At 67.1% G+C, this 25,913-nt stretch carries 26 protein-coding genes and 1 pseudogene; 12 read left to right on the plus strand and 15 right to left on the minus strand.

The features are described 5' to 3' along the window. Positions 1 to 15: 15 nt before the first annotated feature. The 3 genes from QFZ47_RS02750 to QFZ47_RS02760 form a co-directional block, all read right to left on the minus strand. Entirely contained in the window at positions 16 to 975 is a 960-nt protein-coding gene (locus QFZ47_RS02750; RefSeq protein WP_124960798.1) for a LysR substrate-binding domain-containing protein, read from the minus strand. Positions 976 to 1,040: 65 nt separating this feature from the next. Next, entirely contained in the window at positions 1,041 to 1,712 is a 672-nt protein-coding gene (locus QFZ47_RS02755) for a DUF1028 domain-containing protein (protein ID WP_307654165.1), read from the minus strand. A gap of 5 nt (positions 1,713 to 1,717) precedes the next feature. Next, a complete protein-coding gene (locus tag QFZ47_RS02760; protein WP_307654166.1) occupies positions 1,718 to 2,131 on the minus strand; it encodes a RidA family protein in 414 nt (137 codons plus the stop codon). 297 nt (positions 2,132 to 2,428) lie between these two features. On the opposite strand from QFZ47_RS02760, the gene QFZ47_RS02765 reads away from it, so the two are divergent. From QFZ47_RS02765 to QFZ47_RS02775, 3 genes are read left to right on the plus strand one after another with little or no spacing between them, the layout of a single operon-like run. Beyond that, positions 2,429 to 3,457, plus strand: coding sequence for an ABC transporter substrate-binding protein (locus QFZ47_RS02765; protein ID WP_307654167.1), 1,029 nt, complete (start codon positions 2,429 to 2,431; stop codon positions 3,455 to 3,457). A 31-nt stretch (positions 3,458 to 3,488) separates the two neighbouring features. Next, positions 3,489 to 4,337 (plus strand): ABC transporter permease, encoded by an 849-nt coding sequence (locus tag QFZ47_RS02770; RefSeq protein ID WP_307654168.1) that lies wholly within the window; start codon positions 3,489 to 3,491, stop codon positions 4,335 to 4,337. Between the two features lies 1 nt (position 4,338). Beyond that, complete coding sequence (locus QFZ47_RS02775) at positions 4,339 to 5,160, plus strand: ABC transporter permease (protein ID WP_307654169.1); 822 nt, start codon at positions 4,339 to 4,341, stop codon at positions 5,158 to 5,160. 219 nt (positions 5,161 to 5,379) lie between these two features. On the opposite strand, the pseudogene QFZ47_RS02780 reads toward QFZ47_RS02775, so the two are convergent. After that, positions 5,380 to 5,856, minus strand: a pseudogene (locus tag QFZ47_RS02780) (nucleotidyl transferase AbiEii/AbiGii toxin family protein); the annotation flags it as partial. Next, positions 5,768 to 6,238, minus strand: coding sequence for a helix-turn-helix domain-containing protein (locus QFZ47_RS02785; RefSeq protein ID WP_307654170.1), 471 nt, complete (start codon positions 6,236 to 6,238; stop codon positions 5,768 to 5,770). The gene QFZ47_RS02785 and the pseudogene QFZ47_RS02780, both read right to left, overlap by 89 nt. A 232-nt stretch (positions 6,239 to 6,470) precedes the next feature. Between QFZ47_RS02785 and QFZ47_RS02790 the strand changes: the two genes are divergently transcribed. Both QFZ47_RS02790 and QFZ47_RS02795 read left to right on the plus strand, forming a co-directional pair. Then, complete coding sequence (locus tag QFZ47_RS02790; protein WP_307654171.1) at positions 6,471 to 7,064, plus strand: hypothetical protein; 594 nt, start codon at positions 6,471 to 6,473, stop codon at positions 7,062 to 7,064. Between the two features lie 163 nt (positions 7,065 to 7,227). Beyond that, positions 7,228 to 9,006, plus strand: coding sequence for an alkaline phosphatase D family protein (locus QFZ47_RS02795; protein WP_307654172.1), 1,779 nt, complete (start codon positions 7,228 to 7,230; stop codon positions 9,004 to 9,006). A gap of 20 nt (positions 9,007 to 9,026) precedes the next feature. Here QFZ47_RS02795 and QFZ47_RS02800 read toward each other — a convergent pair whose 3' ends face one another. From QFZ47_RS02800 to QFZ47_RS02830, 7 genes are all read right to left on the minus strand, one after another. Then, positions 9,027 to 9,887, minus strand: coding sequence for an NmrA family NAD(P)-binding protein (locus QFZ47_RS02800; RefSeq protein WP_307654173.1), 861 nt, complete (start codon positions 9,885 to 9,887; stop codon positions 9,027 to 9,029). 109 nt (positions 9,888 to 9,996) lie between these two features. Next, positions 9,997 to 10,617: an aminoglycoside adenylyltransferase family protein gene (locus QFZ47_RS02805; RefSeq protein WP_307654174.1), complete on the minus strand. Its 621-nt coding sequence runs from the start codon at positions 10,615 to 10,617 to the stop codon at positions 9,997 to 9,999. A gap of 51 nt (positions 10,618 to 10,668) precedes the next feature. Continuing rightward, positions 10,669 to 11,655, minus strand: a complete 987-nt coding sequence (locus tag QFZ47_RS02810) for a Bug family tripartite tricarboxylate transporter substrate binding protein (protein WP_307654175.1) — start codon at positions 11,653 to 11,655, stop codon at positions 10,669 to 10,671. Positions 11,656 to 11,705: 50 nt separating this feature from the next. Beyond that, positions 11,706 to 12,674, minus strand: coding sequence for a Bug family tripartite tricarboxylate transporter substrate binding protein (locus QFZ47_RS02815; protein WP_307654176.1), 969 nt, complete (start codon positions 12,672 to 12,674; stop codon positions 11,706 to 11,708). Beyond that, positions 12,671 to 13,477 (minus strand): citryl-CoA lyase, encoded by an 807-nt coding sequence (locus QFZ47_RS02820; protein WP_307654177.1) that lies wholly within the window; start codon positions 13,475 to 13,477, stop codon positions 12,671 to 12,673. The genes QFZ47_RS02815 and QFZ47_RS02820 overlap by 4 nt, the downstream gene beginning before the upstream one ends. 12 nt (positions 13,478 to 13,489) lie before the next feature. Next, positions 13,490 to 14,410, minus strand: a complete 921-nt coding sequence (locus QFZ47_RS02825) for a dioxygenase family protein (protein WP_307654178.1) — start codon at positions 14,408 to 14,410, stop codon at positions 13,490 to 13,492. A gap of 48 nt (positions 14,411 to 14,458) precedes the next feature. Further along, complete coding sequence (locus QFZ47_RS02830) at positions 14,459 to 15,622, minus strand: CaiB/BaiF CoA transferase family protein (protein WP_307654179.1); 1,164 nt, start codon at positions 15,620 to 15,622, stop codon at positions 14,459 to 14,461. A 123-nt stretch (positions 15,623 to 15,745) separates the two neighbouring features. On the opposite strand from QFZ47_RS02830, the gene QFZ47_RS02835 reads away from it, so the two are divergent. Together QFZ47_RS02835 and QFZ47_RS02840 are read left to right on the plus strand one after the other, a co-directional pair. Next, positions 15,746 to 16,648 carry a LysR substrate-binding domain-containing protein gene (locus tag QFZ47_RS02835; RefSeq protein ID WP_307654180.1) on the plus strand — a complete coding sequence of 301 codons (903 nt, stop codon included), beginning with the start codon at positions 15,746 to 15,748 and terminating at the stop codon, positions 16,646 to 16,648. Positions 16,649 to 16,699: 51 nt separating this feature from the next. Continuing rightward, positions 16,700 to 17,842, plus strand: a complete 1,143-nt coding sequence (locus QFZ47_RS02840; RefSeq protein ID WP_307654181.1) for a hypothetical protein — start codon at positions 16,700 to 16,702, stop codon at positions 17,840 to 17,842. Positions 17,843 to 17,894: 52 nt separating this feature from the next. Here QFZ47_RS02840 and pdxR read toward each other — a convergent pair whose 3' ends face one another. Beyond that, positions 17,895 to 19,340 carry a MocR-like pyridoxine biosynthesis transcription factor PdxR gene (pdxR, locus tag QFZ47_RS02845; RefSeq protein ID WP_307654182.1) on the minus strand — a complete coding sequence of 482 codons (1,446 nt, stop codon included), beginning with the start codon at positions 19,338 to 19,340 and terminating at the stop codon, positions 17,895 to 17,897. An 87-nt stretch (positions 19,341 to 19,427) separates the two neighbouring features. On the opposite strand from pdxR, the gene QFZ47_RS02850 reads away from it, so the two are divergent. Both QFZ47_RS02850 and QFZ47_RS02855 read left to right on the plus strand, forming a co-directional pair. Further along, positions 19,428 to 20,171 (plus strand): NAD-dependent epimerase/dehydratase family protein, encoded by a 744-nt coding sequence (locus QFZ47_RS02850; protein ID WP_307654183.1) that lies wholly within the window; start codon positions 19,428 to 19,430, stop codon positions 20,169 to 20,171. After that, positions 20,168 to 20,707 carry a cupin domain-containing protein gene (locus tag QFZ47_RS02855; RefSeq protein ID WP_307654184.1) on the plus strand — a complete coding sequence of 180 codons (540 nt, stop codon included), beginning with the start codon at positions 20,168 to 20,170 and terminating at the stop codon, positions 20,705 to 20,707. The genes QFZ47_RS02850 and QFZ47_RS02855 overlap by 4 nt, the downstream gene beginning before the upstream one ends. 26 nt (positions 20,708 to 20,733) lie before the next feature. On the opposite strand, the gene QFZ47_RS02860 is transcribed toward QFZ47_RS02855, so the two are convergent. Further along, positions 20,734 to 21,174 carry an NUDIX hydrolase gene (locus tag QFZ47_RS02860; RefSeq protein WP_307654185.1) on the minus strand — a complete coding sequence of 147 codons (441 nt, stop codon included), beginning with the start codon at positions 21,172 to 21,174 and terminating at the stop codon, positions 20,734 to 20,736. After that, entirely contained in the window at positions 21,174 to 22,070 is an 897-nt protein-coding gene (locus QFZ47_RS02865) for a LysR substrate-binding domain-containing protein (RefSeq protein WP_307654186.1), read from the minus strand. Before QFZ47_RS02865 ends, QFZ47_RS02860 begins: the two co-directional genes overlap by 1 nt. Positions 22,071 to 22,231: 161 nt before the next feature. On the opposite strand from QFZ47_RS02865, the gene QFZ47_RS02870 reads away from it, so the two are divergent. The 3 genes from QFZ47_RS02870 to QFZ47_RS02880 are packed head-to-tail and all read left to right on the plus strand — an operon-like array spanning position 22,232 to position 25,831. Further along, on the plus strand, positions 22,232 to 23,203 hold the full coding sequence (locus tag QFZ47_RS02870; RefSeq protein WP_307654187.1) for a Bug family tripartite tricarboxylate transporter substrate binding protein: 972 nt from the start codon (positions 22,232 to 22,234) through the stop codon (positions 23,201 to 23,203). Positions 23,204 to 23,240: 37 nt separating this feature from the next. Continuing rightward, on the plus strand, positions 23,241 to 24,356 hold the full coding sequence (locus QFZ47_RS02875; protein WP_307654188.1) for a DSD1 family PLP-dependent enzyme: 1,116 nt from the start codon (positions 23,241 to 23,243) through the stop codon (positions 24,354 to 24,356). Between the two features lie 23 nt (positions 24,357 to 24,379). Continuing rightward, positions 24,380 to 25,831, plus strand: coding sequence for an N-acyl-D-amino-acid deacylase family protein (locus QFZ47_RS02880; RefSeq protein ID WP_307654189.1), 1,452 nt, complete (start codon positions 24,380 to 24,382; stop codon positions 25,829 to 25,831). The last annotated feature ends 82 nt before the right edge of the window (positions 25,832 to 25,913 follow it).

Consider the following 25,913-nt stretch of genomic DNA (forward strand, 5'->3'; position numbering starts at 1 on the left):
GATGCGTTGGGCGCTTCAGGGCGCTGCGATGTGGGGGTCGAAGAATCTCGCCGCGCTCATGCCGGGGATGTACTGGTCGGAGATGTAGGCGCGGCAGCGCTCCATGAAGACACGGGTCAGCCGCGACTGCTTCATCGGCTTGTACGTGGCCAGGCCAAGCTGCATCGGGCGATTGGTGCCGGCCAGGCGCACACGCACCATGCGTTTGCCGTCGAGCGCCTGGTTCGATTTGGGCCGCACGTTGAACAGCGCATACCCGATGCCGTTGGCCACCATGGAGCGCACCACTTCCTCGGACCGCGAGCGCGCCACGATGTTCGGCGTGACGCCGGCCTTGGCGAAAAGCGAGGTGAAATACTCCCGGCTCATCGGCAGGTCGAGCAGCACGTAGGGCTGGGCCGCCAGCTCCTCGAACGTGACGGCCTTCTCCTGCGCCAACGGATGCAGTTCGCTCACCAGCACATAAGGCGGCAGCGTCGCCAGGGTTTCGAACTCGATGTCGTCGCCCAGGTGCAGGTCGTAGGTGATCGCCAGATCGATCTCGAGCGCACGGATCTTGTTCATCAAGACCACCTGGTCGCCTTCGACCATCTCCACTTCCACCGTCTCGAACGCTCGAGAAAATCCGAAGATGACCTCGGGTGCAATCATGGCGGTGAGCGACTGGAAGCTGCCCACCCGCAAAACGCCTTGCATGACATCGCTCGAATCCGAGGCGATCTCATACAGGCGGGAGGACTGGTCGAGCACGTCTTCGCACTGCCGCAGCACCAGGGTGCCGATGGCGGTCAGTCCCAGTCCCTTGGAAGGATGGCGGACGAACAACTGCACGTTGAGTTCGGACTCGAGATGCGCAATGGCCGCGGAGATCGAAGGCGAGGAGATATGGATCTGCGCCGACGCAGCGGCGATGCTGCCGTGCGTCGCGGTGGCGACAAAGTACTCCATCTGGCGCAAGGAAACGCGGTTGAGCATGTCGAGGTAGAGAAGAGGCTGGGGAGCGGCGCGGGACGTTGACAGTCCAGTGTACCGGCGGCCCTTCAGAGGTTTCCAGGCACCCCGAAGCTGGGGGCTGCGCGCGGGTCGAGCGCCCGAGTGATGTAGGCCTGCAGCTGCGGTTCGTACACCTTCCAGGTGGCGTAGAGGGCCTGCACCGGGTCGAGCTCCACCCAGTCCAGCCGCAGATCCACGATCGGCCAGTTTTGCTCCCCGTAGACCAGCAGGCCGGCCGAATGCACGGGGCCTTCCTCGCCACCGGCCGCCTGGCCGGCGAGCATGGCCTGCATCAGGCGTTCGGCCAGCGGGCCTTCGGCGCCCTCGAATGCCGAGAGCATCGCCTGGGGCACCTCGCATGTGAGCAGCATGTTGCCGGCGCAGGCAGCATGCGTGCCGACCACGCTGGCCAGGGTGCCGAGCGCCTTGGCCCCGGTGAAAACCACCGGCGGGTTCGACGCATCGATAGCCATCACCTGGCGGTAGTCGATGAAGGGACGCTTTTGCAACTCGGCCACCGCTTGCGCCGGTGTCAGTCCGCTGGCGAGCAGGTCCAGGGCGAGCGGGCCCAGGTCCGGATCGGTGATGTTCTGGCTGGCGGCGGCGCCCACGTGCGTGCGGCCGCGGATGCAACGCGCGGCGACTGCGGGGGAGGACGAGGCAACGGCGGCACCGAACTGCCCGGTGGCGGGGCAGCGCGCGATGATGGAGAACGTCATGGGGCTCAGTCGGGAATCATGGCCGTGGCATCAATTTCCACCAGCCATTCCGGACGGGCCAGGGCAGACACCACGATGCCTGTCGATACAGGGAAAACCCCTTTCAGCCAGCGGCCCACGACGAGATAGACGGCCTCGCGGTAACGTGGATCGATGATGTAGATCGTGATCTTGCAGATGTCCTGGAGTTCGCCGCCGGCCTCCTTGAGCAGCATCGCTATGTTCGCCATGGCCTGCTCTGCTTGACCGCTGACATCCCCGATACAGACGCTCTTGGACGTTTCAAGGTCCTGTCCGATCTGCCCGCGCAGGAAAACGGTGCTGCCTCGAGCGACAACGGCCTGGCAAAGGTCGTTGTCGAGCTTCTGTTCCGGGTACGTGACCTTGGTATTGAAAGGCCGGATGCGGGTGTGTTTCATGTTGCTGAGGGCTGATGACGGGAACGGCAATGGTCATCGGCGCCGGACATCGGTGCCATTTGTATTTTCCGGGCGACCGTTTAGGAATTTCCGAGCTTTGCCCGCGGACCCGCGCCCATCAGGAAAATTGAGGCACCTCTAAGTAAAAGGCGACTTGGCCGCAGGTCGCGAGTTCCACATCATCCGGTCGCTGAGGTGAGTGGACATGGTGCTGGCGCAACGCTTGCATCTTCAGGCAACTCGCCGACGGATTGCCAGCTCCGACCAACGTTCAACTTTTCGATCTGAGGGTTTTCAATGATTCGCAAGCTTCTGACACTGTGCGTGCTTTCCGCCACGCTGGCCGCCACATCGGCCTACTCGCAGGACAACGCCCTGGTGGTGAGCACGTGGGGTGGCAGCTTCCGCGACCTCATCGACGAGAACATCGGCAAGGAGTTCACGAAGCAGACCGGCGTGCCGGTGAAGTACGTGACCGGCGGCACCATCGACCGCCTGAACAAGGCCAAGCTCGCCTCCAAGCCCGAAAGCGACATCACGTTCACGACCTCGCATGTCGGCTGGCTCTACGTGAACAGCGACCTGTTCGAGCAGCTCGACAACAGCAAGATCCCGAACGCCAGCCGCCTGGTCGACCGCGCCAGGATCAGCCCGTACCACATCGGCAGCTGGGCCTATGTGTATTCCATCGGCTATCGCGCCGACCTGCTGCCGCCCAGCGTCAAATTCGAAAGCTGGAATGACCTGTGGAATCCGGCCCTGAAAGGCAAGATCAGCGCCCCTGACTTCGACCCCAGCCACTTGATTGCGGTTGCCGCCATGCTGTCGGGCGGAGATGCCAGGTCCTGGGAAAAAGGCCAGGACAAACTCAAGGCGCTCAAGCCCAACTTCAAGGCGTTCTATACCAACGATGCCAATGCGCAGCAATTGATCGCCACCGGGGAAACGCCCGTGGAAGTCATTCTTTCGATGAACGCGTACCACATGGCCAGCCAGGGCGTGCCGATCAAGGTGGTCATGCCCAAGGAAGGTGCGGTGCTCGGCGTTGACACCATGGCCATCATGAAGGGAAGCACCAAGGCCGACCTGGCCCACAAGTTCCTGAACATCGCGCTGTCGCCCGAAGTGCAGTCAAGGATCGTGGCTTCGAAGAAAGCCAGCCCGGTCGTCGACAACGCAACGGTTTCGGCCGAAGACGCCAAGCTGCCGGGCGTATTCACCACCAAGGCACAGTGGGACACCCAGACCATCGTCATCGACAACAAGCTGCGCGCCGAGAAGACTGCCGAGTGGCGCAAGTGGTTCACCGAGAACATCATGAACTGACCCCGTTGGGTCTCTGGAACAAGGTTCAGGAATGCGCTCCGATCTACGGGCCTGGCTGGTATCTCCAGCCGTCATTGTTGCGATGGGCATCGCCGTCTCACTGGCCGCGGTGTTCCAGTTCAGCTTTCGGGCGTTTGTTCCCGGCTCACTGGATGTCGGCGGGCTGACCTTCGCCAATTTCTCCGGCATGGGTAAGTCGATCTATCTCGATGCGTTTGCCAATACCTTGTTGCTGAGTGTGGAGACGACGGTGTTCTCGCTTGTCGCCGCCTATCCCCTGGCCTACGCCCTGGTTCGCGTGAAGAACCGGGCTCTCAAATCCTTCATCCTGATCGTTTCGATCACGCCGCTATTCCTGGGTGAAATCGTCCGGACCTACTCGTGGATCGCCGTGCTGGGCAGCAACGGCTTCATCAACGGCACCTTGCGAAAGCTCGGCTTGATCGAATGGCCATTCGAACTCATGTTCACCCACTTGGGCGTGCTCGTCGCGCTGGTGCACGTGACGATTCCCGTGGTGGTCCTGATGCTCGCCACGGCGATCTCGCACATCAACCGCGACTATGAAAAGGCCGCGCAAAGCCTGGGCGCGGGCCCCGTCAAGACTTTCGTCACGGTCACGCTGCCTCTTTCGATGCCGGGCATTCTGGCCAGCATCACGACCGCCTTTGCCTGGACCTTCAGTGCCTTTGCGACGCCCCAGATGATTGGCGGAGGCCGCGTGCCCACGGTGTCGACCCTGGTCTACCAACTCGGCTTTTCCTCCATGAATTTTCCGCTGGCAGCCAGCCTGAGCGTGATGGGGCTGCTGATGACGACCGCGGCGCTCTTTGCCTTGGGACTCTTGACGAAGCGCCTGAAGGCCGCTGGAGGACACTGAAATGAAAATCCGAAGTTCCCTGCCTCTGCCGCTGCGTGTTGCCGGGCCGCTGCTGATCGCCATCCTGCTTGCATTCGTATTGTTGCCGGTGGTGGTGGTGACGATCGCCGCATTCAACGAAAAAGCGATCCTTGCTTTTCCGCCTGAATCGTATTCACTCAAGTGGTTTGCGCGGGTGTTCAGCTATCCGGATTTCCAGGAAGGATTTCGCTCAAGCATGGTCGTCACCGGATGGTCCTCTTTCCTTGCTTTGGTGATCGGGACGTGTCTATCCATCGCCGTGAAGCGGTTGGAGTTCCGGGGCAAGCAGCTCCTTCTCGCGATCCTGCATTCGCCGCTGGTGGTGCCGCATTTCACGTTGGGGCTGGGCCTGCTCATTCTGGTGTCGCAGACCTCGGTGCAACGTGGATACGGCATCGTCATCCTGTGCCACGTCATGCTGGTGCTGCCCTTCGTGCTCAGGAGCGTCTATGTTTCCATGGAGAACCTGGACGAACGGCTCGAGCAGGCGGCGGGCAGTCTGGGCGCGCCGCCGGTGAAGGTGCTTTTCACCATCACGGTTCCTCTTTTGGCTCCGGGGCTCTTCGGTGGATGGCTGTTCGCTGCCATCATGTCATTCAGCGAATTCACTGCATCGCTTTTCGTGACGACACAGGACACGCAGACGCTGCCGGTGGCCATGTACAACTATGTTCGGGAGTTTGCCGACCCGACCCTGGCGGCGCTCTCCGCTGTCTACATTGCGGTGACGGCGGCACTGCTTGCGTTTGCCAACTATTTTCTGGGCTTGGGGAAAGTCCTCAATATCGAGGACAACCATTAGCGTAGCGCTGAGGGCGCGGGACACGCCCGGGACATGGTGCGCTGCTGGTGGGGACGATTGCGGTGGCTGCGATTCCTTGGCTGTCCATTGGGTTTCTTTGACGGGGCGGGACCCGCTATGAGGAGTTGGCGGCTTTGCCCCTGGCGCCTGGAAGACGCTGTCGTCGGCCCAGCGATCCGAGTTCGCGAGCAGCTTGCTTGCGGCCATGTCCAGCACGGTGAGCGTCGCGATGTCGCCGATGCGGTCTTGCTCGCCCGGCCCATCGAGTCCGATGCGTGCTTCGAGCACGATCTCGAACTTGATATCGACGTCGCCCACACGCACCGTCGATCGGATGCCATATTGATCGGCGCGAAGTTCGCCGGTCTGCTGGATCTTCGCGCCCTTGCGGGCGAGCGCGTTCAGGCCTTGGTCGCCGGTTAGCAGCTGGCGCAGCTGCCGGTAGCCATCGATATCGGAAACGAGGAAGTCGATGTCCACCGACTCGCGGTACTCGCCATAGCGAAGCGCGATGGCCGTGCCGCCGCCGAACAGGCAGTGGTTCTCGGCGAGCAGTTCGGCGTCGAGCATTGCAAGTGCCTCGGCGACCCGTCGGTGGTGCGGGCGTTCAAACATGCAGCGGCTTCCTGCCCAATGTGCGTGCCAGTTCGTCAAGCAGGTGCCGCTCTCGCGCATCGAGCGCGGATGCGGCGACATGGCGCCAATTGCGTTCGTACGTGGCCCATGCCTCTTCGGGCGTGAGTTCGGTGCTCGGTGCCAGCTGCCAGGCGAGCCGGCGCAGTTGGGCGTAGTCGGCGATTCGCACGCCGCCCGAAACCGGCGCCGGGGGGGCGAATTGCGTTGACGGGACCACGTCGACATCCAGGCCCAGCGCCGCGAGGGCATTCATGTACGCACCCATCGTGACCGAGGGCTCGCCGCGTTCGATGCGGTGCAGTGTCATGCGGGACACGCCTGCCGCTTCCGCCGCCGTGGTGGCGCTGACCTTCAGGGCCTTGCGGCGAGCATGGATACGCCGGCCGAATGCAGTGAGGCGGCGATCGGCCGCGGGGACGAGAAGTGGGGCTGCAGAAGGCATATGTGTATCTCATATTAGACAAAATCAGGAGATTTGTCCAGAATGAGAGACATCAAGCAAGGAAAGAATGCCTGCCGCATTCGACAAATTCCCGATCGGAAACAGGGCCTTCCGCCGCACGTCGCCTCACGTGTTGTAGCGTCTCGATGGTCGCCCGCCAGCACCGCACCGCCAGCACCGCAGTACCGCGCATGCCCGCGGCCACCGAGGTCGCGACACCATGAAGCCTTGAATGCAGCAACAAGCCATCTCCGCCCACGACATCTTTCCGCACATCCGCATCGTCATGGGCATGGTGATCGGCCTTGGCGTGACGCGGCTTTTGTCGGGCGTGGCGCGCATCGTGCAGCACCCGGCGCAGTACCGGCTCTATGCGGTGCACCTTGCCTGGGTGGCTTCGGTGCTGCTGGCGCTGGTGCATTTCTGGTGGTGGGAGTTCGGCCTCTACCAGATCGAGAGCTGGACCTTCGGCACCTATGCCTTCATCGTCAGCTACGCGATCGTGCTGTTCCTGCTGTGCGCGCTGCTCTTTCCGGACAGCATGCGCGATTACGCGAGCTATGAAGACTATTTCTATGCCCGCCGCGCCTGGTTCTTCGGCTTGCTGGCCGCGACCTATCTGCTCGACGTGGTCGACACGCTGATCAAGGGAGAGGCGCACTTCGCCCGCTTTGCGCTGGAGTACCTGATCCGCACGCCCGTGCTTGTGACGCTGTGCATGGTGGCAGCCAAGAGTACCAGCCAGCGCTTTCACACCGTCTTCGTGGCGGCCACGCTGGTCTACCAGCTGTCGTGGATCTTTCGATTCTTCGATACCTTGGGCTGATGGTCCGGTGCTTGCGCGAGCGGCACGCCGCGCGCTCCCGGCTGACGCGCGCATCGGCGGCAGCCTACGTTGAAAACCAAGGTCTTCACATTCAATGGCGCCGACGTCGAACGGGGACCGAGGCGTGCCGTGCGTCTTGCCGTCGGCGGATCAGGAGACAGCCATGCGCACCCGCGATGAGAAGAAGAACGACGAGGCAAGCCATGCAATTCACGACGCAGACACCGACCCCCCGCAAGCCCTGACTGGCACCACGCGACGCTCCCTCTTGCGCAGCGCCGTGCTGTTCGCGATGTTCTCGGGCAGCGGCATCAGCTTGACCGGCTGTGGTGGTGGCGGTGGTGGCGGAGGAGGAGGCATCGGCATCGGTGGTGGCGGCGGCAGCCCGCCCGACAGCGCGGGCTCGGTGTTCAAGCACGGCATCGCGAGCGGCGATCCGTTGTCCGACCGCGTGATCCTCTGGACCCGCGTGACGGCGCCCGCACCGGGTACCCTGAACATCGATTGGGAGGTGGCCAGCGACGAGCGCTTCGGCATCATCGTCGCGCGCGGCATCGCGAGCACCGGCCCCGAGCGCGACTACACGGTCAAGGTGGACGCCATGGGCCTCCAGCCGGCCAGCACCTATTTCTATCGCTTCTCCATGGGCCACGAGAACTCGCCCATCGGCCGCACCAAGACGCTGCCCGTGGGCGGCGTGTCGCAGGCCAGGCTGGCGGTGGTGTCGTGCTCCAACTTCCCGAGCGGCTACTTCAATGTCTATGCCGACATCGCCAGGCGCACCGACATCGACGTGGTGCTGCACCTGGGAGACTACATCTACGAGTACGGCCGGGTGGGCTATGCGTCGCAGCTCGCCATTGCCATCGACCGCGAGTCGAACCCCGACCACGAGATCCTGACGCTCGCGGACTACCGCCTGCGCCATGCGCAGTACCGCACCGACAGCGACCTGCGCGCCCTGCATGCGCGGCTGCCGATGATCGCGGTGTGGGACGATCACGACGTGGCGGACGACGCGTGGTCCGGCGGGGCCGAGAATCACGACGAAGCAACCGAGGGCAGCTTTGCCGCACGGCGCGCGGCGGCCGTGCAGGCCTACCACGAGTGGCTGCCGACGCGGCTGCCCGACCCGGCCAACCCGCTGCGGATCTACCGTTCGTTCGACTTCGGCACGCTGGCATCGATGCACATGCTCGACACCCGGCTGATCGGCCGCGACAAGCAGGTCACGCTGGCGCAGTACCTGGCCGGCGAGGCCTCGGCCGCCACGCGGCAGCTGATGGGGCAGCCGCAGGTGGATTGGCTCGCCGAGCGCATGGCCGCATCGCCCTGCACCTGGCAGGTGCTCGGCCAGCAGGTGCTCATGATGCGCATGCTCATTCCGTTGAGCATCGCGACCGACTTCTCCCTCGAGACGCTGACCGCCTACCTGGCGGCGCTGGCGCTTCCGGACTCCGCGCGCAGCGCCAGCCAGCGGGCCCTGGTCACCCAGCAGAAGGTGCCCTACAACCTGGACGCCTGGGACGGCTACCCGGCCGCGCGCGACACGGTGCTTGCCATGGCGCGCAGCCAGGGCAAGAACCTGATCTCGCTGGCCGGCGACACGCACAACGCCTGGGCCGGGAACCTCACCGACGCCTCCGGGCAGCGGCTCGGCGTGGAGTTCGGCACTTCCTCGGTGTCTTCTCCCGGCTTCGAGCGGGCGCTGCCGCTGATCGCCAACGACCTGCTGGCCGATGGCTTCCGGCGCATGGTCGACGACCTGCGCTACGCCGAGACCAGCAAGCGCGGCTATGCGGTGCTGACGCTGACGCCGGCCGAGGCGCGCTGCGACTATATCGAGATCAGCACGGTGCTGAGCCGCGACTATTCGGTGAGGCTGGCCGCCACGCTGCGCGCGCTGCCGGGTGTCGGCAACCTGCAGGTGCTCGCTGCCTGAGCGTTCACCGCGCTCCGCGGTCAGGAGTGCGCCACCAGGCCGCGGATGTAAGCCTCGAGCGTGGTCGAGCCCCGCAACGCATCGTCGGGCATGTCGAAGCTGGCGTCGACGCTCACCGCGGTCATTCGCGCATACGACTCCGCCGCAGCTTCGGAAAAACCGAGGCTGCGGTAGGCCTCCTGCCACTTGCTGCGCGGCGTGACGTCGAGCTCGACCGGCCGGCCGAGTGCTTTCGAAAACGCCTTCGCCACGTCGGCCGAGGAGTAGCGCCTCGGACCCTCCACGTAGCGGATGCCGATGTCGTCGAGGGAGGACACCAGCCTGCGGGCCGCCATCTCGCCGAGGTCGTGCGGCGCGGCCATGGGGATGGCGAGGTCGGGGTCGTACATCGTGGGCAGCCTGCCCGTGCTGCGCACGGCGCCGAGCAGTCCGTCCCAGTTGCTCATGTAGTAGGCCGCGCGGTTGATGGCCGCCGGAATGGATTGGCGGCGCAGGCCCTCTTCGAGTTCCCACAGGACGCTCAGATCGCCGATGCGCTCGCCGGGCTGCGCGCCGCCGGTCGATTCCGCCACGACCTTCTGCAGCCCCGAGCCCTCCAGCGCAGACAGGATGTTGGCGACCGTGCGCCTCTCGATGGCGTCGGTGTCCGCCGCCGTGTCCGCGGATGGATTGAGCAGGAAGGCGCGGCTGCCGTGCTGCAACGCCGCGCGCAGCGACGCCACGTCTTCAACGTTTGCCTCGGCGATCGCGGCGCCTTTTGCGCGCCACGCGCCGGCGCGGTTCGCGTCGCGCGTGACGATTGTCACTTGTTCGCCGCGGCCGAGCAGCGCCTGCGCGACCGCCGAGCCGACATGTCCTGTGCCACCCATGATGACGTACATGCGTGTCTCTCCCGTTCGTTGTGCCTGGAGGAAAGCCTGGTGGAGCGCGACTGCGGCGCATGTCGTTCGGTTTTTGAACCGACCCTTCGCCACGGCGCGGCGCAATGGCTCACCGCGCGGGCGCAGGGCCTGCGCAGACGCCCTCGATCACCATTTTGGTGTAGCGCACGAACGCCGCGACCTGGGTAGGACGATCGCCCAAGTTGTCCGGCGTATGGCCCAGGTAGGCCGCATGCGCGCTCGCCAGCACGGGCCGGTGCTCGCTTGGCAGACGCTCGAGCGCCCATGCGGCGGCGGCATCCTTGGGCGCGATCTCGCCGGCGCTCGCACTGAACCAGATGCGCGCGAGCGCGAGCACCACATTGCGCTCGTCGCCCTGCCAGTCCGGCGCATCGTTCCACTGCGCAACGGTGTCCAGCAGCGACCGCGAGAAATCGGCGCGGGGCACGGGGTCGAACAGTTCGGCCGCGGGCGGTCCCATCACGCAGACGCTGTGCTGCCTGAGCTTGCTGAGCAGGATCGCAAGGTCATGGTCCGGCATGGCGGGCTCGACGATGCCGGCCTGCAGCTCCTCGCGCAGCCATTCGCCGAACTGCAGTTCGCGCAGCGGCGGATAGCGCCAGGGCACGACTTCGTCCAGCATCACGAGCGCCAGGTGGCGCTCGAGCACGGCGCGCGCCTGCGACAGCTGCGGGATGATTTCAGGGGGCAGTGAAAGCGAAGCGGACATCGCGGCCGATGTTAAGGGCCGTGGAAATGGGCAGGCGATGAACGCCGCAGTTCAATCCACACGGATGTTGCGCGCCTTCACGACGCGGCTGTAGATCTCCGCGTCGCGGCGCACCATCGCGCTCATCTCGGCGCGCGAGACGCCCAGCGGCTCGCTGTTGAGGTCCTTGATGCGCTTGGCGAGGTCCGGGTCCTTGCTGGCTTCCACGAACACCGCATTGAACCGGTTGAGCACCGCGGCAGGCGTGTTCGCGGGCGCCCAGATGCCGTGCCACGACATCATCGAGAAGCCCGGCATCACCTCCGAGAGCGTGGGCACGTCCGGCAGCGCGGGATGACGCGTGGGCCCCGAGTACGCCAGCGCCTGCACGCGGCCGCTGCTGATCAGCGGATAGCCCGTGGCGATGGGCTCCATCAGCGTGTCGACCTGGCCGCCGACGAGATCGGCGATGGGGCTGGCGCGGTAAGGCACATGCAGCATGGTGATGCCCACCTCGTCCTTCAGGGACTCGACGATCAGCTGCGACGGGCTTCCCGCACCGTAGGAGGCGTGCGAGTAGATGCCTGGCTTTTCCTTTGCCGCGGCCACGAGCTCCTTGAGGGTCTTGGCCGGGAACTTGGTGTTGGCGATCAGCACGAGGCCCTGGCGCGTCGTGGTGGCGACGGGGACCAGGTCCTTCTCCGGGTCGAACGGCAGCTTGCTGTAGATGTACGGGTTGATCGTGAACGCCGTCGACAGGTTGTAGAGGAAGGTGTAGCCGTCCGCCGGCGCCTTGGCGACGGTGTCCGACGCAAGGTTGCCGGCCGTGCCGGGCTTGTTGTCGATGAGCACGGGCACGCCGAGCTTGCGGCTCGCATAGTCGCCGTACATGCGCGCGAAGATGTCGGGCGGCGTGCCGGGGGCGAACCCCACGACGATCCTGATCGGCTTGCTCGGCCATTCCGGTGCCTGGGCACCTGCATGGCCCGTGGCCAGGCTGCCGGCGAGGCCCAGCACCAGGCCGAGCATTTTCTTGACGAGGGTTGTTGTCGAACGCATGCTTGTCTCCTTGGGCTGATGGGTGCCCGTTTTGGGTTGTTCTGTCTTCTTCAATCCACCTGCGCGCCGGAGCGGCGCACGGCCTCGCCCCACTTCGCGATCTCCGCCGCGGCGAAGGCGGCCATTTCCGATGCGTTCATCGCCATGGGTTCGATGCCCTGTGCCGCGAGCTTGTCGCGCACCCCGGGCTGGGCGAGCACCGCCTGCGTGGCGTCGCGCAGGCGGTCGCGCTGCGCGGCGGGCATGTCGGCCGGCGCATACAACATGAACCACGCGACCAGGTCGAAGTCCGGAATGCCCTGCTCGGCCAGCGTGGGCACATCGGGCGCGGCCATGCTTCGCCGGGCGCTCGATGCGCCCAGCGCGCGCAGCTTGCCGGCGCGGATCTGCGGCAGCACGGCGGCCGGGTGATAGAACATGAATTGCACGTTCCCCGCCCTCACCTCGGTGAGCGCCTGGGCGCCGTCGCGATAGGGCACATGCACGAAGTCCTTGCCGAGCCGCAGGTTGAGCAACTCGCCCGCCAGATGCCCCGAGGTGCCGTTGCCGGCCGAGGCAAAACTCACCGACTTGCCGCTGGCCTGGCGCAGGTCCGCCACCGTTTTCCACGGCGCCGCAGCGGGCACGACCAGCAGCGTGGGCGTGGCACCGACGAAGCCCAGGGGCACGAAGTCGCGCTGCGGCTGGTAGGACAGGCGCTTGTAGAGCGAGGCGTTGATGGCATGCGTGCCCACGGTGCCCAGCAGAACGGTGTGTGCGTCCGCCCCCGAGCGAGCCACCAGCTCGCTGCCGATGGCCCCGCCCGCGCCGGGCCGGTTGTCGACGATTACCGCCTGCGACAGCTGGCGCCCGAGTGCGTCGGCCAGCACCCGTCCCACGATGTCGGTCGTGGTGCCGGCCGCGAAGGGCACGACCAGCTTGAGGGGGCGCGCGTTGCCTGCCTGGGCCCATGCGCTGCTGCCCTGCGCAAGCATCGCTGCGGCCACAAGCGCCGCGGCCAGGATCGCGCGGCGTTTCATGGCGCCTTCCCGAAGCCCGCAGGCACGGTGCCTTTGTACTGCAGCTCGCGCGTGGCCTGGTGGGACAGCGCAAAGCCGCTCGGCATCTCGGCTTCTTCCGCGAGGTGCGCGATCAGCCCCGCGGTGCGCGCGAGGATGGGCACGCCCCGCAGCGACGCCACCGGAAAGCCCACGCCCAGCAGCACCGCCGGAATCGCCGCGGAGACGTTCATGCGCAGGTCCTTGCCGACGATGCCCGGGATCGCTTCTTCCAGCGCCTGGGCGATGCGCACGTAGCGCAGGTCGGCGCCCGCTTGCGTCGCCACTTCGATCAGCCGGTCGACGCGCGGATCGCGTTCCTTGTGCAGCGGATGGCCGTAGCCCGGGATCGCGGCGCGCGCGGCCTTGAGTTCGGTGATGGCCGCGGCGGCGGCCTGCTGCAGCGTGGCGCCCGCATCCATGCGCGCCGCCACATCCATGAACAGGCGCCCGGCCGTTTCCGAAGCGCCGAGGATGACCGAGCCGCAGCCGAGGATGCCGGCCGCCACCGCGCCCTGCAGCGCATCGGGCGCGGCCGCGAAGGTCATGCGGCTGGCCTGCACGCTCGGCACGAGGCCGTGCTCGGCAATCGCCACCAGCGTGGCATCGAGCACGGCGCTGCACGCGGCATCGGGGCGGCGCCCGGTGAGAAGCAGGAAGAAATAGTCGGTGAACGACAGGTGCCCGATCAGCTCCTGGCACAGGTCCTGGCCGCGCACGACGATGGTGTGTTCATCCGAGGTGCAGATGGCGGTGCGCGGGACGGTGGACTTTCCGATTTTCATGGGCGTCGTCTTTCAGGCGTGGCGGGGTTCGAGGCGGAAGTCGTAGTGCGCGGACCAGTAGGGCGTCTCGAGCGATCTGCCGTCCGGCGCGCGGCCCGGCGGGTGGGACTCGAAGTCCACGATCAGCCGCGGCCGCACGCCGAACACGGCATCGGACTCGATGTACGGGCTGCCCGCCACGAACAGGTGCGTGGTCACGGGCACATGGCCCGGCGCCGAGACCATCATGTGGATGTGACCGGGGCGGTTCGGATGGCGGCCCATGGCCTCCAGCATGCGGCCCACGGGGCCATCGACCGGAATCGGGTAGAAGCTCGGCCGGATTGACCAGAACCAGTAGCGGCCTTCGTGGTCGGTGCGGATGCGCGCGCGCGCCTGCATTGCGGCGCCCTCGACCTGCATGTCGTACACGCCCTCGCCGTCGCCCGACCAGATGTCGAGCAGCGCGCCTTCGAGCGGCTGGCCATGGGTGTCGGTGACGCGGCCGCTGTAGAAGGTCGGCTCGCCGCGGGCGCCCTGGGCCACGTCGGCGCCGAGCGGCAGATCGGGCGCGCCTTCCCAGTAGAAGGGGCCCTGCACGGTGGCATGCGTGGCCTCGGTGAGTTCGGTGGCTTCGGTCGCTGCGTTCGCAGCCCGGCCGCGCTTGCCCGCGGCGGCGCGCAGCTGGTCCAGGATCACGACCATCATCGAGGCGCCCAGCGTGTCCGACAGCAGGATGAACTCCTGGCGCTTGTCGGTGCAGGTCTGGCCCGTGGCCGTCAAAAATTCGATGCCCTGCATCCATTCGTCGGGCTTCAGGTCCACCTCGCGGATGAAGGCATGCAGGTGTGTGATCAGCGACTGCATGAGCTGCAGGAAGCGCGCATCGCGCGTTCCCTCCAGGCTCTGCAGCACGGTCTGCGTCAGCTCGCTTTCGCTCGATGGGGTGGTCATGGTGCTCTTGTCTCCTGGCTCGTTTTGTCTTGGAAGGCTGCGCCGGGGTCAGCGCCCGGCGTTGGGTGGCTGCCCCAGGCGCTGGCGGATCGGCTCGACGATGGCCGCGTTGTCGGCGCCGAGCATGGGCGGCGCCGTCACCTCGAGCGCGCGCTCGCCGTCGAAGCTCACCGGCGAGCGGATCGTGTGCCACTCGCCGCCTTCGGGATGCGGCGCGCTCACCTGCAGCTGCAGGTGCCGCGCCTGCGGGTCTTCCATGGCTTCGCGCGTGTCGTACATGGGCGCATGCGGCACGTCCTCGGCCTCGAGCCGGGCGCACCACGCCGCGCGGGCCTGCTGGCGGAACACGTCGCCGAGCAATGCGATCAGGTCTTCCTGGTGCGCGATGCGCGACTCGCGTGACGCAAAGCGCGGGTCCGCGAACAGGCGAGGGCGCTCGATGGCGTTGGCCAGGCCCTGCCAGAACTTCTCGGGCGAGGACATGTGCAGCGCGATCCACAAGCCGTCCGCGCACTCCAGCACATAGGACTGCGAGACGCTCGGACGGCTGAACGGACCCATGACCTCGCCCTCCGAAAAGAAGTGCGTGAACGCGTCGAGGTTGAAGTGGCACATCGCTTCCAGCATCGACACCTCGACCGCGCGCCCGCGGCCGGTGCGGCCCCGTTCGACCAGCGCGCCGAGCACGCCGTAGGCGGCGTAGAAGCCGGTCATGGCGTCGGCGAGCGCGGGGCCCACCACGCGCGGGTTGGCCGGGTTCACCAGCAGCTTGAGGAAGGCGCTCGCGGCCTGCGCCACCGTGTCGTAGGCGGGGCGCCCGGCCGCGGGGCCGGTCTGCCCGAAGCCGCTGATGGCGCAATACACGAGCCGTGGATTGAGCGCCCGCAGCCTCGATTCGCCGGCGCCCAGCCGCTCGGCGGCACCGGGGCGGAAATTCTGGATGTAGACGTCCGCGTCCTTGACCAGCTCGTCGAACACGGCCGCGTCCTCGGGCAGCTTCGGGTTGAGGGTGACGCTGCGCTTGTTGCGGTTGTAGGTCTGGAAGTGCGGGCTGTAGAGGCCGCCGCGGAAGGCGCGGAACGGATCGCCCGCGCCGGGCTGCTCGATCTTGACCACCTCGGCGCCCAGGTCCGCGAGGAACATGCCGGCGGCCGGCCCGGTGATGAACGTGCCTTGTTCCAGCACCTTGATGCCGCTGAGGACTTTTTGCACCGGGAGGTCTCCTGTCGTTGTTGTCGGGGGCTGGAGAAACTTTAGGTTGCATCCATGAATTCGGAAAATGATTGTTTTCCATCGTTAGCATCGATGCCATCGATCATTGCTCCGAGGAACGCCATGGAACTCCGACACCTGCGCTACTTCATCGCCCTGTCGGGCTCGCTCAACTTCACGCGCGCTGCCGAGCGCCTGCACGTGACGCAGTCGACGCTGTCGCACCAGATCAAGCAGCTCGAGGAGGAGATCGGCGTTGCGCTGTTCGACCGCATCGGCAAGCGCGTGAGCCTGACCGACGCCGGCGACGAGTTCCTGCACTACTGCACCAAGGCCCTGCACGAGATCGACCTGGGCCTGGGTGCGCTGCGCCGGGACAGCTCCGACGTGACCGGCGAATTGCGCGTCGGCTCCACGCACACCTTCAACCTCGGCTTCATCCCTGATTGCATCGCGAGCTTCCAGGCGCGGCACCCGCGCGTGAAGGTGGTGGTCGAGGAGCTGTCGGCCGACCAGATCGCCGCGCGCCTGCAGCAAGGCACGCTGGACCTGGGCATCGCCTACCGGCCGAGCGTGCCCGGGCCGCTGCAGTTCGAGCCGCTCTACAACGAGGAGATGGTGCTGGTGGTGGCCAAAAAACATCCGCTCGCGCGGCGCAAGCGCGTGCGCATGGTGGAGCTGCACCGCCTGCCGATGGTGCTGCTGCCGGCCAGCTTTGCCACGCGCCAGATGCTGGACGAATGCTTTCGCTCCTGCGGCGCGCAGCCGCACGTGGTGGCGGAGATCAACACGCTCGCGCCGATGATGGACCTGGTCGCCAAGACGCAGCTCGCGTCCATCGTGGCCGCGAACGTGGTGAACCCGCTTTCGGGGCTCGTGGTCATCCGGCTGGAAAGCCCCACGCCCGTGCGCACGCCCGGCATGCTGTGGTCGCCCGTGGCGCGCGACGCGGCGGCCACGCGCGCGTTCTCGACCATCGTGCGCAAGCTGGCGCTGCGCAGCAGCCTGCAGGGTGCCGTACGTTGACGACCTGACGGGGACAACTGCGCATTCGTGGCGCTCTGGTAGAAAGTGGCCATGACCGTCTCGCTCGCGGCTTCCCTCCTCGAACTCGCACTCGGATCGGAACTCGGAGCTTCCGGCGATGCCGGGCGCAACCGCTGCACGCTCGAAGGTGTGACCTGGCACCCCATGCCGGACGGCGCCGTCGAACTCCGGGTCCGGCGATTCGAGGCGACAGCGCTGCGGCTTGCGTCGGGGCCGCTCGTCCTCGAAATCGGCCGCATCGACGTGCATGAACTGGTGGCCCAGCTGCGCACCGAGGCCGGCGTGCCGCGCCTGGCGTCGGTCCAGGCGGGCGCGGCCGAGGTCTCGGGAATGAAGCTGCATGGCCCGTTGGTGCTGCCGCCGCAGATCCAGAAGATCCGCGAGGCAAGCCAGGGCGCAGATACAGCAGCAGCAACGCCCGGCGTGGCGGCCGGCCAGGCTGCGGCCGATGCGTGGCGCCTTGCTCCCCTCGGCGAGGCCGAAGGCACGATCCGCGGCCAGATCACCGACGCGCACCTGCTGTTCGACGCCGAGGTGACGGTGCCGATACGCCACGGCCAGATCGATTTCAATGATGCGGCCGTCGAGCATGTCGGCCCCGACTCGCGCATGGGCGTAAGCCGGATGGGCATTTATGTCGACGCGCCCAACGGGCGCAGCTACCTGTACCAGTTCGCCGCCGCACCGGTCGCGGGCGTGGTGTTCGAGCACCGCGGGGCCCTGCTGGGCCCTTGGGTTTCCGAGCGCGGTAAGTTGCAGCTGCGAGACTTCGCGGAGTCGATGCTGCGCCAGGGCCGCCGCGGCCCGGGCCAGGGGCTGACGCAGCAGGCGCGCCTGCTGCTGGGGCGCACGTCGCTCTCGGGCGAGGTGCAGCTTGGCGAGGGGCTCATTGCCGTGCCGGGCTTGCAAGTGCACCTCGAGGGACGCAACGCAATAGGACTGCGCTCCCAGTTTGTCGGCCGCGGCCTGACGGTCGAGATGGCTTCACTGACGGCTCGCGATGCCGTAGCGGCCTGGCAGGGCGCGCAGATGGGCTTCGACCGGACGACGGCGAAGCTGGAACTCGAGATCCTTGTCGAAGGTCCGGCGATGCGCTTCGCGCTCCATGTCGAGAACGGCACAGTCGCGGGGCTGCGGATGGATCTGCAGCGACGATGGCCGGGCCGCGGCTGAGACGATGTCCGACGATGGCTGGCGCGGTGGATTGCGTCCCCGCACGGATACTTCAGGGCCCGCGGCCCAAGGCCATGCGCAGCTTCGCTGCAAGCTGCTGCGCATGCAGCGCGGAGCCGACATTGGTGAAGCCGATCAGCAGCCCTTCGTCGCGGAAGCTCGCCGTGCCCCGCGCGGACAGCGGCTGGCAGTTCAGCCCGGCTTGTTGCGCTCGGCGGGCCAGCTCCTCGTCGCCTTCGCGCTGACGGTCGAAGCGCGCGATCAGGTGCATGCCGCCGCCCTGCAGGTCGATGCGCACATCCTTGCCGAAGGCCTTCAGCAGCGCGGCCGCGAGCATCTGGCGGCGGCGCGCATAGAGCAGCCGCATCTTCTTGAGGTGGCGCGAGAAGTGGCCTTCGCGAATGAAGTCGGCCACCACCGCCTGCGTGATCTGCGGACATCCGTTGGACCCTGTCCGCGCGGCCTCGCCGAAGGCGCCGCGCAGTGCATCGGGCACCACCACGTAGCCCAGCGCCAACCCGGGGTACAGCACCTTCGAGAAGCTGCCGGCGTAGAGCACGCGGTCGTGGCGGTCGAGGCTCTTGAGCGCGGGCAGCGGTGGGCCGGCGTAGCGGTATTCGCCGTCGTAGTCGTCCTCGACGATCCAGGCCTTCGCCTGCGAGGCCCAGTCGAGCAGCTGCAGCCGACGCGCGAGCGACATCGAGACACCCAGCGGCGCCTGGTGCGAAGGCGTGACGACGGCCATCCTCGCCTTCGCTGCCTTGCGCATGCCGCGCGCAACGACCAGGCCTTCCTCGTCCACCGGGACGGGCACCGTGCGCTGGCCGGCGCTGCGCAGCACCTCCTGCGTCGGCGGATAGCCGGGGTCTTCCACCCACACGCGGTCGTCCTTGTCGAGCAGCGCGTGCGAGATGAGCGCGAGCGATGCGCGGTAGCCGCCGGTCACGAAGACCTGCGAGGGGTGGCACGCGACGCCACGCGACACCCGCAGGTAGGCGGCAATGGCCGTGCGCAGCGGCAGGTGGCCCGAGGGATCGCCATAGAACATGTCGGCTGCGGTTGTTGCCCTGGCGCGGCGCGACACCAGGCGCGCCCAGAGCTTGCGCGGGAAGGCATCGAGTGCGGGAATGCCCAGCTGCAAGGGCGGCGGCGGCGCGGGTTCGGCGAGTACCGGGTCGAAAGCCCGCGCCTCGGCTTGCCGGGGCAGACGGCGCACCGACCGCGGTGAAGGGAGGGAGGGCGAGACCACCGTGCCCGCCTGGCCCTGTGGCGAGAAATAACCTTCGCCCGCGAGCTGGTTGTAGGCCGTCTCGACGGTGCCCCGCGCCACGCCCAGTTCGCTGGCCAGGCTGCGTGCGGAGGCCACGCGATCGCCCGGGCGAAGCAGACCTTGCTCGATGGCCGTGCGGAAACGCTCGTAGATCTGCCGGTGCAGCGGCGTGGACGTTGCGCGTTCGATCTTCAGGAGGGCCTGGGAAGATTTCTTCTCTTGGATCATGGCCCATTCATTTTGACGAATCTTGGCTCTTTGGAATAGGGCATCGAAAACCTAAGCTTCGGACATCCAGCAGAAAGAGGACATGCGATGAGCGAGACGATATTCGTGGCGGGTGCGACCGGGGCCGTCGGTAGCGCGCTCGTGCCCTTGTTGGTCGACGCGGGCTACACCGTGTACGGCGGCACCCGGCGTGCCGAGCGCGCGCAGGCGCTGGAGGCCCGCGGTGCGATTCCGGTCGTGGTCGATGTGTTCGACGCGCAGGCGCTGCGCGCGGCGCTGATGCGCATTGCACCGGCGATCGTGATCCACCAGCTCACCGACTTGCCGCCGGACCTCGATCCGAAGCTGATGGTCGACGCCGCCCATCGCAACGCACGCGTGCGCACCGAGGGCACGCGCAACCTCGTGGCCGCGGCGCTGGCCGCCGGCAGCCGCCGGCTGGTGGCGCAGAGCATCGCCTGGGCCTATGCGCCCGGGGCGACCCCGCATGTCGAGGAACATCCGCTCGATCTCGCGGCCGAAGGCACGCGCGGCGTCAGTGTGGGCGGCGTGGCGGCGCTGGAGCGCAGCGTGCTGGGCGCGGCAGGCCTCACGGGCACGGTGCTGCGCTACGGGCAGTTCTACGGTCCGGGCACGTCGACCGCCGAGCCCAGGGGCGCGTGTCCGGTCCATGTGGAAGCTGCGGCCTGGGCGGCAGTGCTGGCGCTGCGGCATGCGCACGGCGGTGTTTTCAACATCGCCGAGGACAACCCCGAGGTCAGCAGCGAGAAAGCGAAACGCGAGCTGGGCTGGCAGGCATCGCTGCGGCTGCGGCATGGAGTTGCATCGTGAAGGCATCCCGGCTTCATCGCGGCCCGCTCGGCGCCGGCGTCGCGGCGCTCTCCCTGGTGCTGGCCGCAGGCTGGGCGCTGATGCCGCACGGCAACCGGCAGGAGGCGGCGCAATGGTTCGCCGATGTGTGCAGCAGCGTGGCCCGGCCGATGTTCTCGTCGGTGCCGGCGCCCGCGGGCTCGGGCGCCGATGCGAGGCCCGCGACCTCGGTCAAGGTGCTTTCGTGCGAGGCATTGCCGAACGTGCCGGGCAAGTCGGTGACCACCGTGCTCGTCGACTTTCCGCCGCTGGCCTATTCGCCGGCCCATCGGCATCCGGGCTCGGTGACCGCGATCATTCTCGAAGGCACGATCCGCTCGCAGCTCGGCGGCGGACCGGTGGGCACCTACAAGAGCGGCGAGACCTTCTTCGAGCCGCCGCGCACGCTGCATCTCTTTGCGGAGAACCCCGATCCCGTGCGCCCTGCGAAACTGGTGGCGGTGTTCGTTGCCGACGAGAACTGCGGCCCGCTGGTGCTGCCGCCCGATGCCGATTGAGGGGGCTCATCGAGGTGCAAACGGCGTCAGATGTCCCTCGTCGTTCCAAAGCCGGACAGCGTCCGAAGCAGCGCCGTCATCGACTTTGCGGCCAGCGCCGGTACGTCTGCGGTGTCCACCCACTTGAACTGGTCCACCTCGGGCGTCATCGCGCCTGAGGCATGGTGAGGAAAGAAGCTCGTGCACTTGCACGCCGCAATGTCGCAGTCGCGCGTGTGCACGAAGACGCGGAACAGGTGCAGGTCCTTGCTTGGGCGGTAAGGCATGCGCCCGAGTTCCTCCATCGAATCCGGGGCCAGCTCGATGCCCGTCTCTTCCCGGACTTCACGGACGGCCGCCTCGCGCGCGGACTCGCCTGCTTCTGCGCCGCCCTTGGGGATGTCCCAGTGCTTCTGGCCCGTTGCATGCGCCATGAGAAGCTGGCCTTGCTCGTTGACGATGAGCACGCCGTAGGAAGTGGTTTTCATCAGACGTCGCTCGCCTGCGCCAGCAGCCAGTCCCTGAAGACCTGCAGCGACTGCATCTGCGCGGACTCTTCCGGGTAGACGAGGTAGTAGCCCTTGGCATAGCGCCATTTGCGGCGCGACAGCCGCCGCAGGCGCCCCGAAGCCATCATGTCGTCGCTCATGTAGGGCGGCAGCAGCGCCACGCCCATGCCGGCAACGGCGGCGTTGAGGGCCATGGACATGATGTCGTAGCGCGGCCCCTCGCGTCCTGCTTCGGCCGCGATGCCCTCGCGCGCGAACCATTCGTCCCATGCGCCGGGCAGGGTTTGATGGTGGATCAAGGCCGAGCGCGGCGTGTTCGCATCGACGGCCGCGCCGTGGGCGGCGATCCATGCGGGGGCCGCGTAAGGCGAGAGGATCAGCGGCAGCACGAACTCGCTGTGCAGGCCCGGACGCTGGCCATCGCCGAACTCCAGCGATGCATCGACCGGCGTGGCGCTGAAATCCACCGGCCCCACGCGCGTGCCCAGGTTGAGCGTGATTTCTCCATGCTCGCGCGTGAACGCAGGCAGGCGCGGAATCAGCCAGTAGCTGCCGATCGACGCACCGACCGACAGCGACAACTCGCCTCCCCGGCCCTTGAGCGCCATGACGTTGGCCGTGGCACGTTCCAGCCGCTGCAGCAGCGGCGCGACTTCGCCCAGGTAGTAGCGGCCCGCGTCCGTCAAGGCCAGGGCCTCGCGCCGCCGTGTGAAGAGCTTGACGCGAAGACGCTCTTCCAGCGTCTGGACTTGTCGGCTCACCGCGCCCTGCGTGAGGCGCAGCTCTTGCGCGGCGGCGGTGAAGGAGCGCAGGCGCGCGCTGGCTTCCAGGCACATCAGGGACATCGTCGACGGAGCGCGGACGTGATGGTTCATGAGAAAAGAACAAGTATGGTGCGTGCGCACGCTGGTATTGGCTCTGCGCACCGGTGGCGTGCATGAGAAAAGCGCATGCTAAACCCATAAAACATGGCTTGTCCAAGGCGGCTTGCAAACGGATCATGGCGGCACCGATTCTTCATTGCCGGAGTTCTGCCATGCGTCCACGTGCCTTGCTGTGTGCTCTCGTCCTCGCCGCGGTGGCGGTGGTCTCGATGCCGGTCCTTGCGGCCTATCCCGACAAGGCGATCCGCCTGATCGTGCCCTCGGCCCCGGGCGGCGCGCCCGACGCGCTGATGCGCGCACTGGGCGCGCAGCTGTCGCAACAGATGGGCGTGCCCATCGTGATCGACAACAAGCCCGGTGGCTCCTACACGATCGGCACCATGGACCTCGTCCACTCGGCGCCGGACGGCTACACGCTGGCCTACGGCAACATCGTCTCGCTGGCCACCAACCGGTCGCTGCTGCCCAACGTGCCGTACGACGTCGAGAAAGACCTGACGCTGGTCGCCAACACGCTGCGCCTGTCCAACCTGCTGATCGTCAACAACGACCTGCCGGTGAAGAGCGTGCCCGAGCTGATTGCCTACGCTAAGAAGAACCCGGGCAAGCTGGCCTTCGCATCCGACGGCAACGGCACCACCGCGCATCTGGGCGTCGAGCTCTTCAAGTCCATGACCGGCACCGACATGCTGCACGTGCCCTACAAGGCCGCGACGGCGGCGATCACCGACCTGATCGGCGGCGGCGTGCAACTCATGATGGTCAACACGCCGGTGTCCGGCCCGCAGGCCCAGGCGGGCAAAGTGAGGGCGCTGGGCATCTCGTCGCGCCAGCGCTCGCCCACCTATCCGGACATTCCCACCATTGCCGAAGCCGGCGTACCGGGCTTCGAGGTGGAGGCCTGGGGCGGCATCATCGGGCCGGCCCGCATGCCCAAGGAGGTGGTGGAGCGGCTCAATGCCGAGATCCGTACCGCGCTGGCCAACCCGGCGTTGCGCGAGCGCTTCAGGCTGCTGGGTGCCGAGACCGATTTCGGAACCTCGGAGCAGTTCCTCGCACTCTCGCGCCGCGAAACGGTCAAGTGGGCCAAGATCGTCAAGGACTCGGGTGCGAAGATCGATTGAAGGCCCGACCGATTCCTCCAACGAACCCCGCTGACCCATGACTCCCTGGAAAGCCGCAAGGCCTGGCGACCGCCTCGACGCCATCGATACGCCCGCGCTCGTGCTCGACCTCGATGCATTCGAACGCAACCTCGCGCGCATGGCCGAGGCGCTGCGCGGCAGCGGCGTGTGCCTGCGTGCCCATGCCAAGTGCCACAAGACGCCGGAGATCGCGCTGCGCCAGGTGGCCCTGGGAGCGGTCGGCATCTGCTGCCAGAAGGTCAGCGAGGCGGCGGTGTTCGTGGCGGCCGGCGTCGGCGACGTGCTGGTCACCAACCAGGTGATGGGCGAGACCAAGCTGCGCCACCTGGCCGCGCTGGCCCGCCGCGCGCGCATGGGCGTGCTGGTCGATCACCCGCAACAGGTGCAGGCGCTGGCCGCCGTGGCGCAGGCAGAGGGCGTGACGCTGGATGTCTATGTCGAGGTCAACGTCGGTGCCAACCGCTGCGGCGTGGCCCCCGGCGAAGAAGCCGTGCGGCTTGCGCAGCGGGTCGCGGCCAGCCCGCCGCTGCGCTTCATGGGCCTGCACTGCTACCACGGGCCAGCCCAGCATCTGCGCGCACCGCAGGACCGCGCCGCGGCCATTGCCGGTGCCGCAGAAGCCGCACGCGTGACCCGCGCGGCCATCGAGACCTGCGGCATCGCCGTCGAGCGCGTGACGGGGGCGGGCACCGGCAGCTTCCTGCACGAGCGCGACTCCGGCGTCTTCAACGAGATCCAGGCCGGCTCCTACGTCTTCATGGACCGCGACTACGGCGACAACCAGCGCGGCGAGAACGACGTCGCATTCGAGCATGCCCTGTTCGTGCGCACCACCGTCATGAGCCGCGCCACGCCCGAGCGCGCCGTGGTCGACGCCGGCCTCAAGGCCTCCAGCGTGGATTCGGGCATGCCCACCGTGTGGCAGCGCAGCGACCTGCGCTACCTGAAAGCCTCCGACGAGCACGGCGTGCTGGCCACGGCCGATGCCGCCGCGCTTTCCCTGGGCGACCCGCTGATGCTGGTGCCCGGCCATTGCGACCCGACCGTCAACCTCTACGACGACCTGGTCTGCGTGCGCGGCGAGCGGGTGGAGGCCCTGTGGCCGATCGCCGCGCGCGGCGCGCTGCTGTAACCCCTTTCTACCCAAGGTATCCGATGCAGGAAAAATTCGACCTTCTGATCCGCAACGCCAGCATCGTCGATGGCACCGGCGCGCCCCGCTTCACGGGCGACATCGGCATTCGCGGCGACCGCATCGCCCGCATCGGCGATCTGTCCGCAGCGCACGGCGCGGTGGAGATCGACCGGGCAGGGCGCATTGCGGCGCCCGGCTTCATCGATGCGCACACCCATGACGACCGCCTCATGCTGTCCGCTCCCGACATGGCGCCCAAGGTCAGCCAGGGCATCACCACCGTGATCGCGGGCAACTGCGGCATCTCGCTGGCTCCGATGCCGGGCGGCATCACGCAGCCGGTCACGCCGCCATTGAACCTGCTCGACGAAGAAGGCGGCTGGTTCTCCTTTCCCACCTTCGCCTCGTACATCGAGGAACTGCGCGCCAAGCCCGCGGCCACCAATTGCGCGCTGCTCGTCGGCCACACCACCCTGCGCGTTGCGACGCTGGACGATCTGGGCCTGCCGGCCACCGACGAACAGATCGCCCGCATGCGCGCGCTGGTGCAGGAAGCGCTCGAGGCCGGCGCCATCGGCGTTTCCACCGGTCTCTATTACGAACCCGCGGTCGCGGCGCCCACCGAGGAAGTGATCGAAACCTGCCGCCCGCTGAAGGCATTCAACGGCGTGTATTGCACCCACATGCGCAACGAGGCGGACCAGGTGATCGACTCGCTGGAGGAAACCTTCCGCGTCGGCCGAGAGGTCGGCGTGCAGGTGGTGATCTCGCACATGAAGGTGGTGGGGCCGGCGAACCATGGCCGCTCGCAAGAGGCGCTGTCCTTCATCGAGAAGAACATGGCCACCCAGCCCATCTGCCTGGACTGCTACCCCTACACGGCCGGCTCGACCATCCTCTCGTCCGACCGCGCCGCGACTTCGTCGCGCGTGATCGTGAGCTGGTCGAAACCCATGCCCGAGCATGCGGGCCAGGACCTGGACGCGATCGCGAAGAAGCTGGGCGTCAGCCAGGACGAAGCGATCCGCCGGCTCAGCCCGGCCGGCGGCATCTACTTCAGGCTGGACGAGGCCGACGTGCAGCGCATCCTGAAGTTCGACAACACCATGATCGGCTCCGACGGCCTGCCGCACGATGCGGCGCCGCATCCGCGGCTGTGGGGCAGCTTTCCGCGCGTGCTGGGGCACTACGGGCGCCTGCTCGGTCTGTTCCCGCTGGAAACCGCCATCTACAAGATGACCGGACTGACGGCGAAGAACTTCGGCCTGAAAGACCGCGGCGTGCTGAAGGAAGGCGCGTACGCCGACCTGGCCCTGTTCGACGCGGACACCGTGGACGAGGCCGCCACCTACGAAACACCCATGGCGCCGGCCCGTGGCATCGAGGCGGTGATCGTCAACGGCGCGATCGTGTGGCGCAATGGCGGGTCGACGGGCGCGCGGCCGGGGCGGGTGCTGGCGCGCGAGGTGTGAAAGCCGGGTGCCCCCCAGGTGATAGGCTGCGCAGTTGTGCCAACTCGGCAACGTCTCCAGTGAGGGAGCGCCGGCCTTGCAG

Origin of the sequence: Variovorax paradoxus (assembly GCF_030815975.1) — a bacterium.
In the GTDB taxonomy this organism is placed as follows: Bacteria; Pseudomonadota; Gammaproteobacteria; order Burkholderiales; family Burkholderiaceae_C; genus Variovorax; species Variovorax paradoxus_N.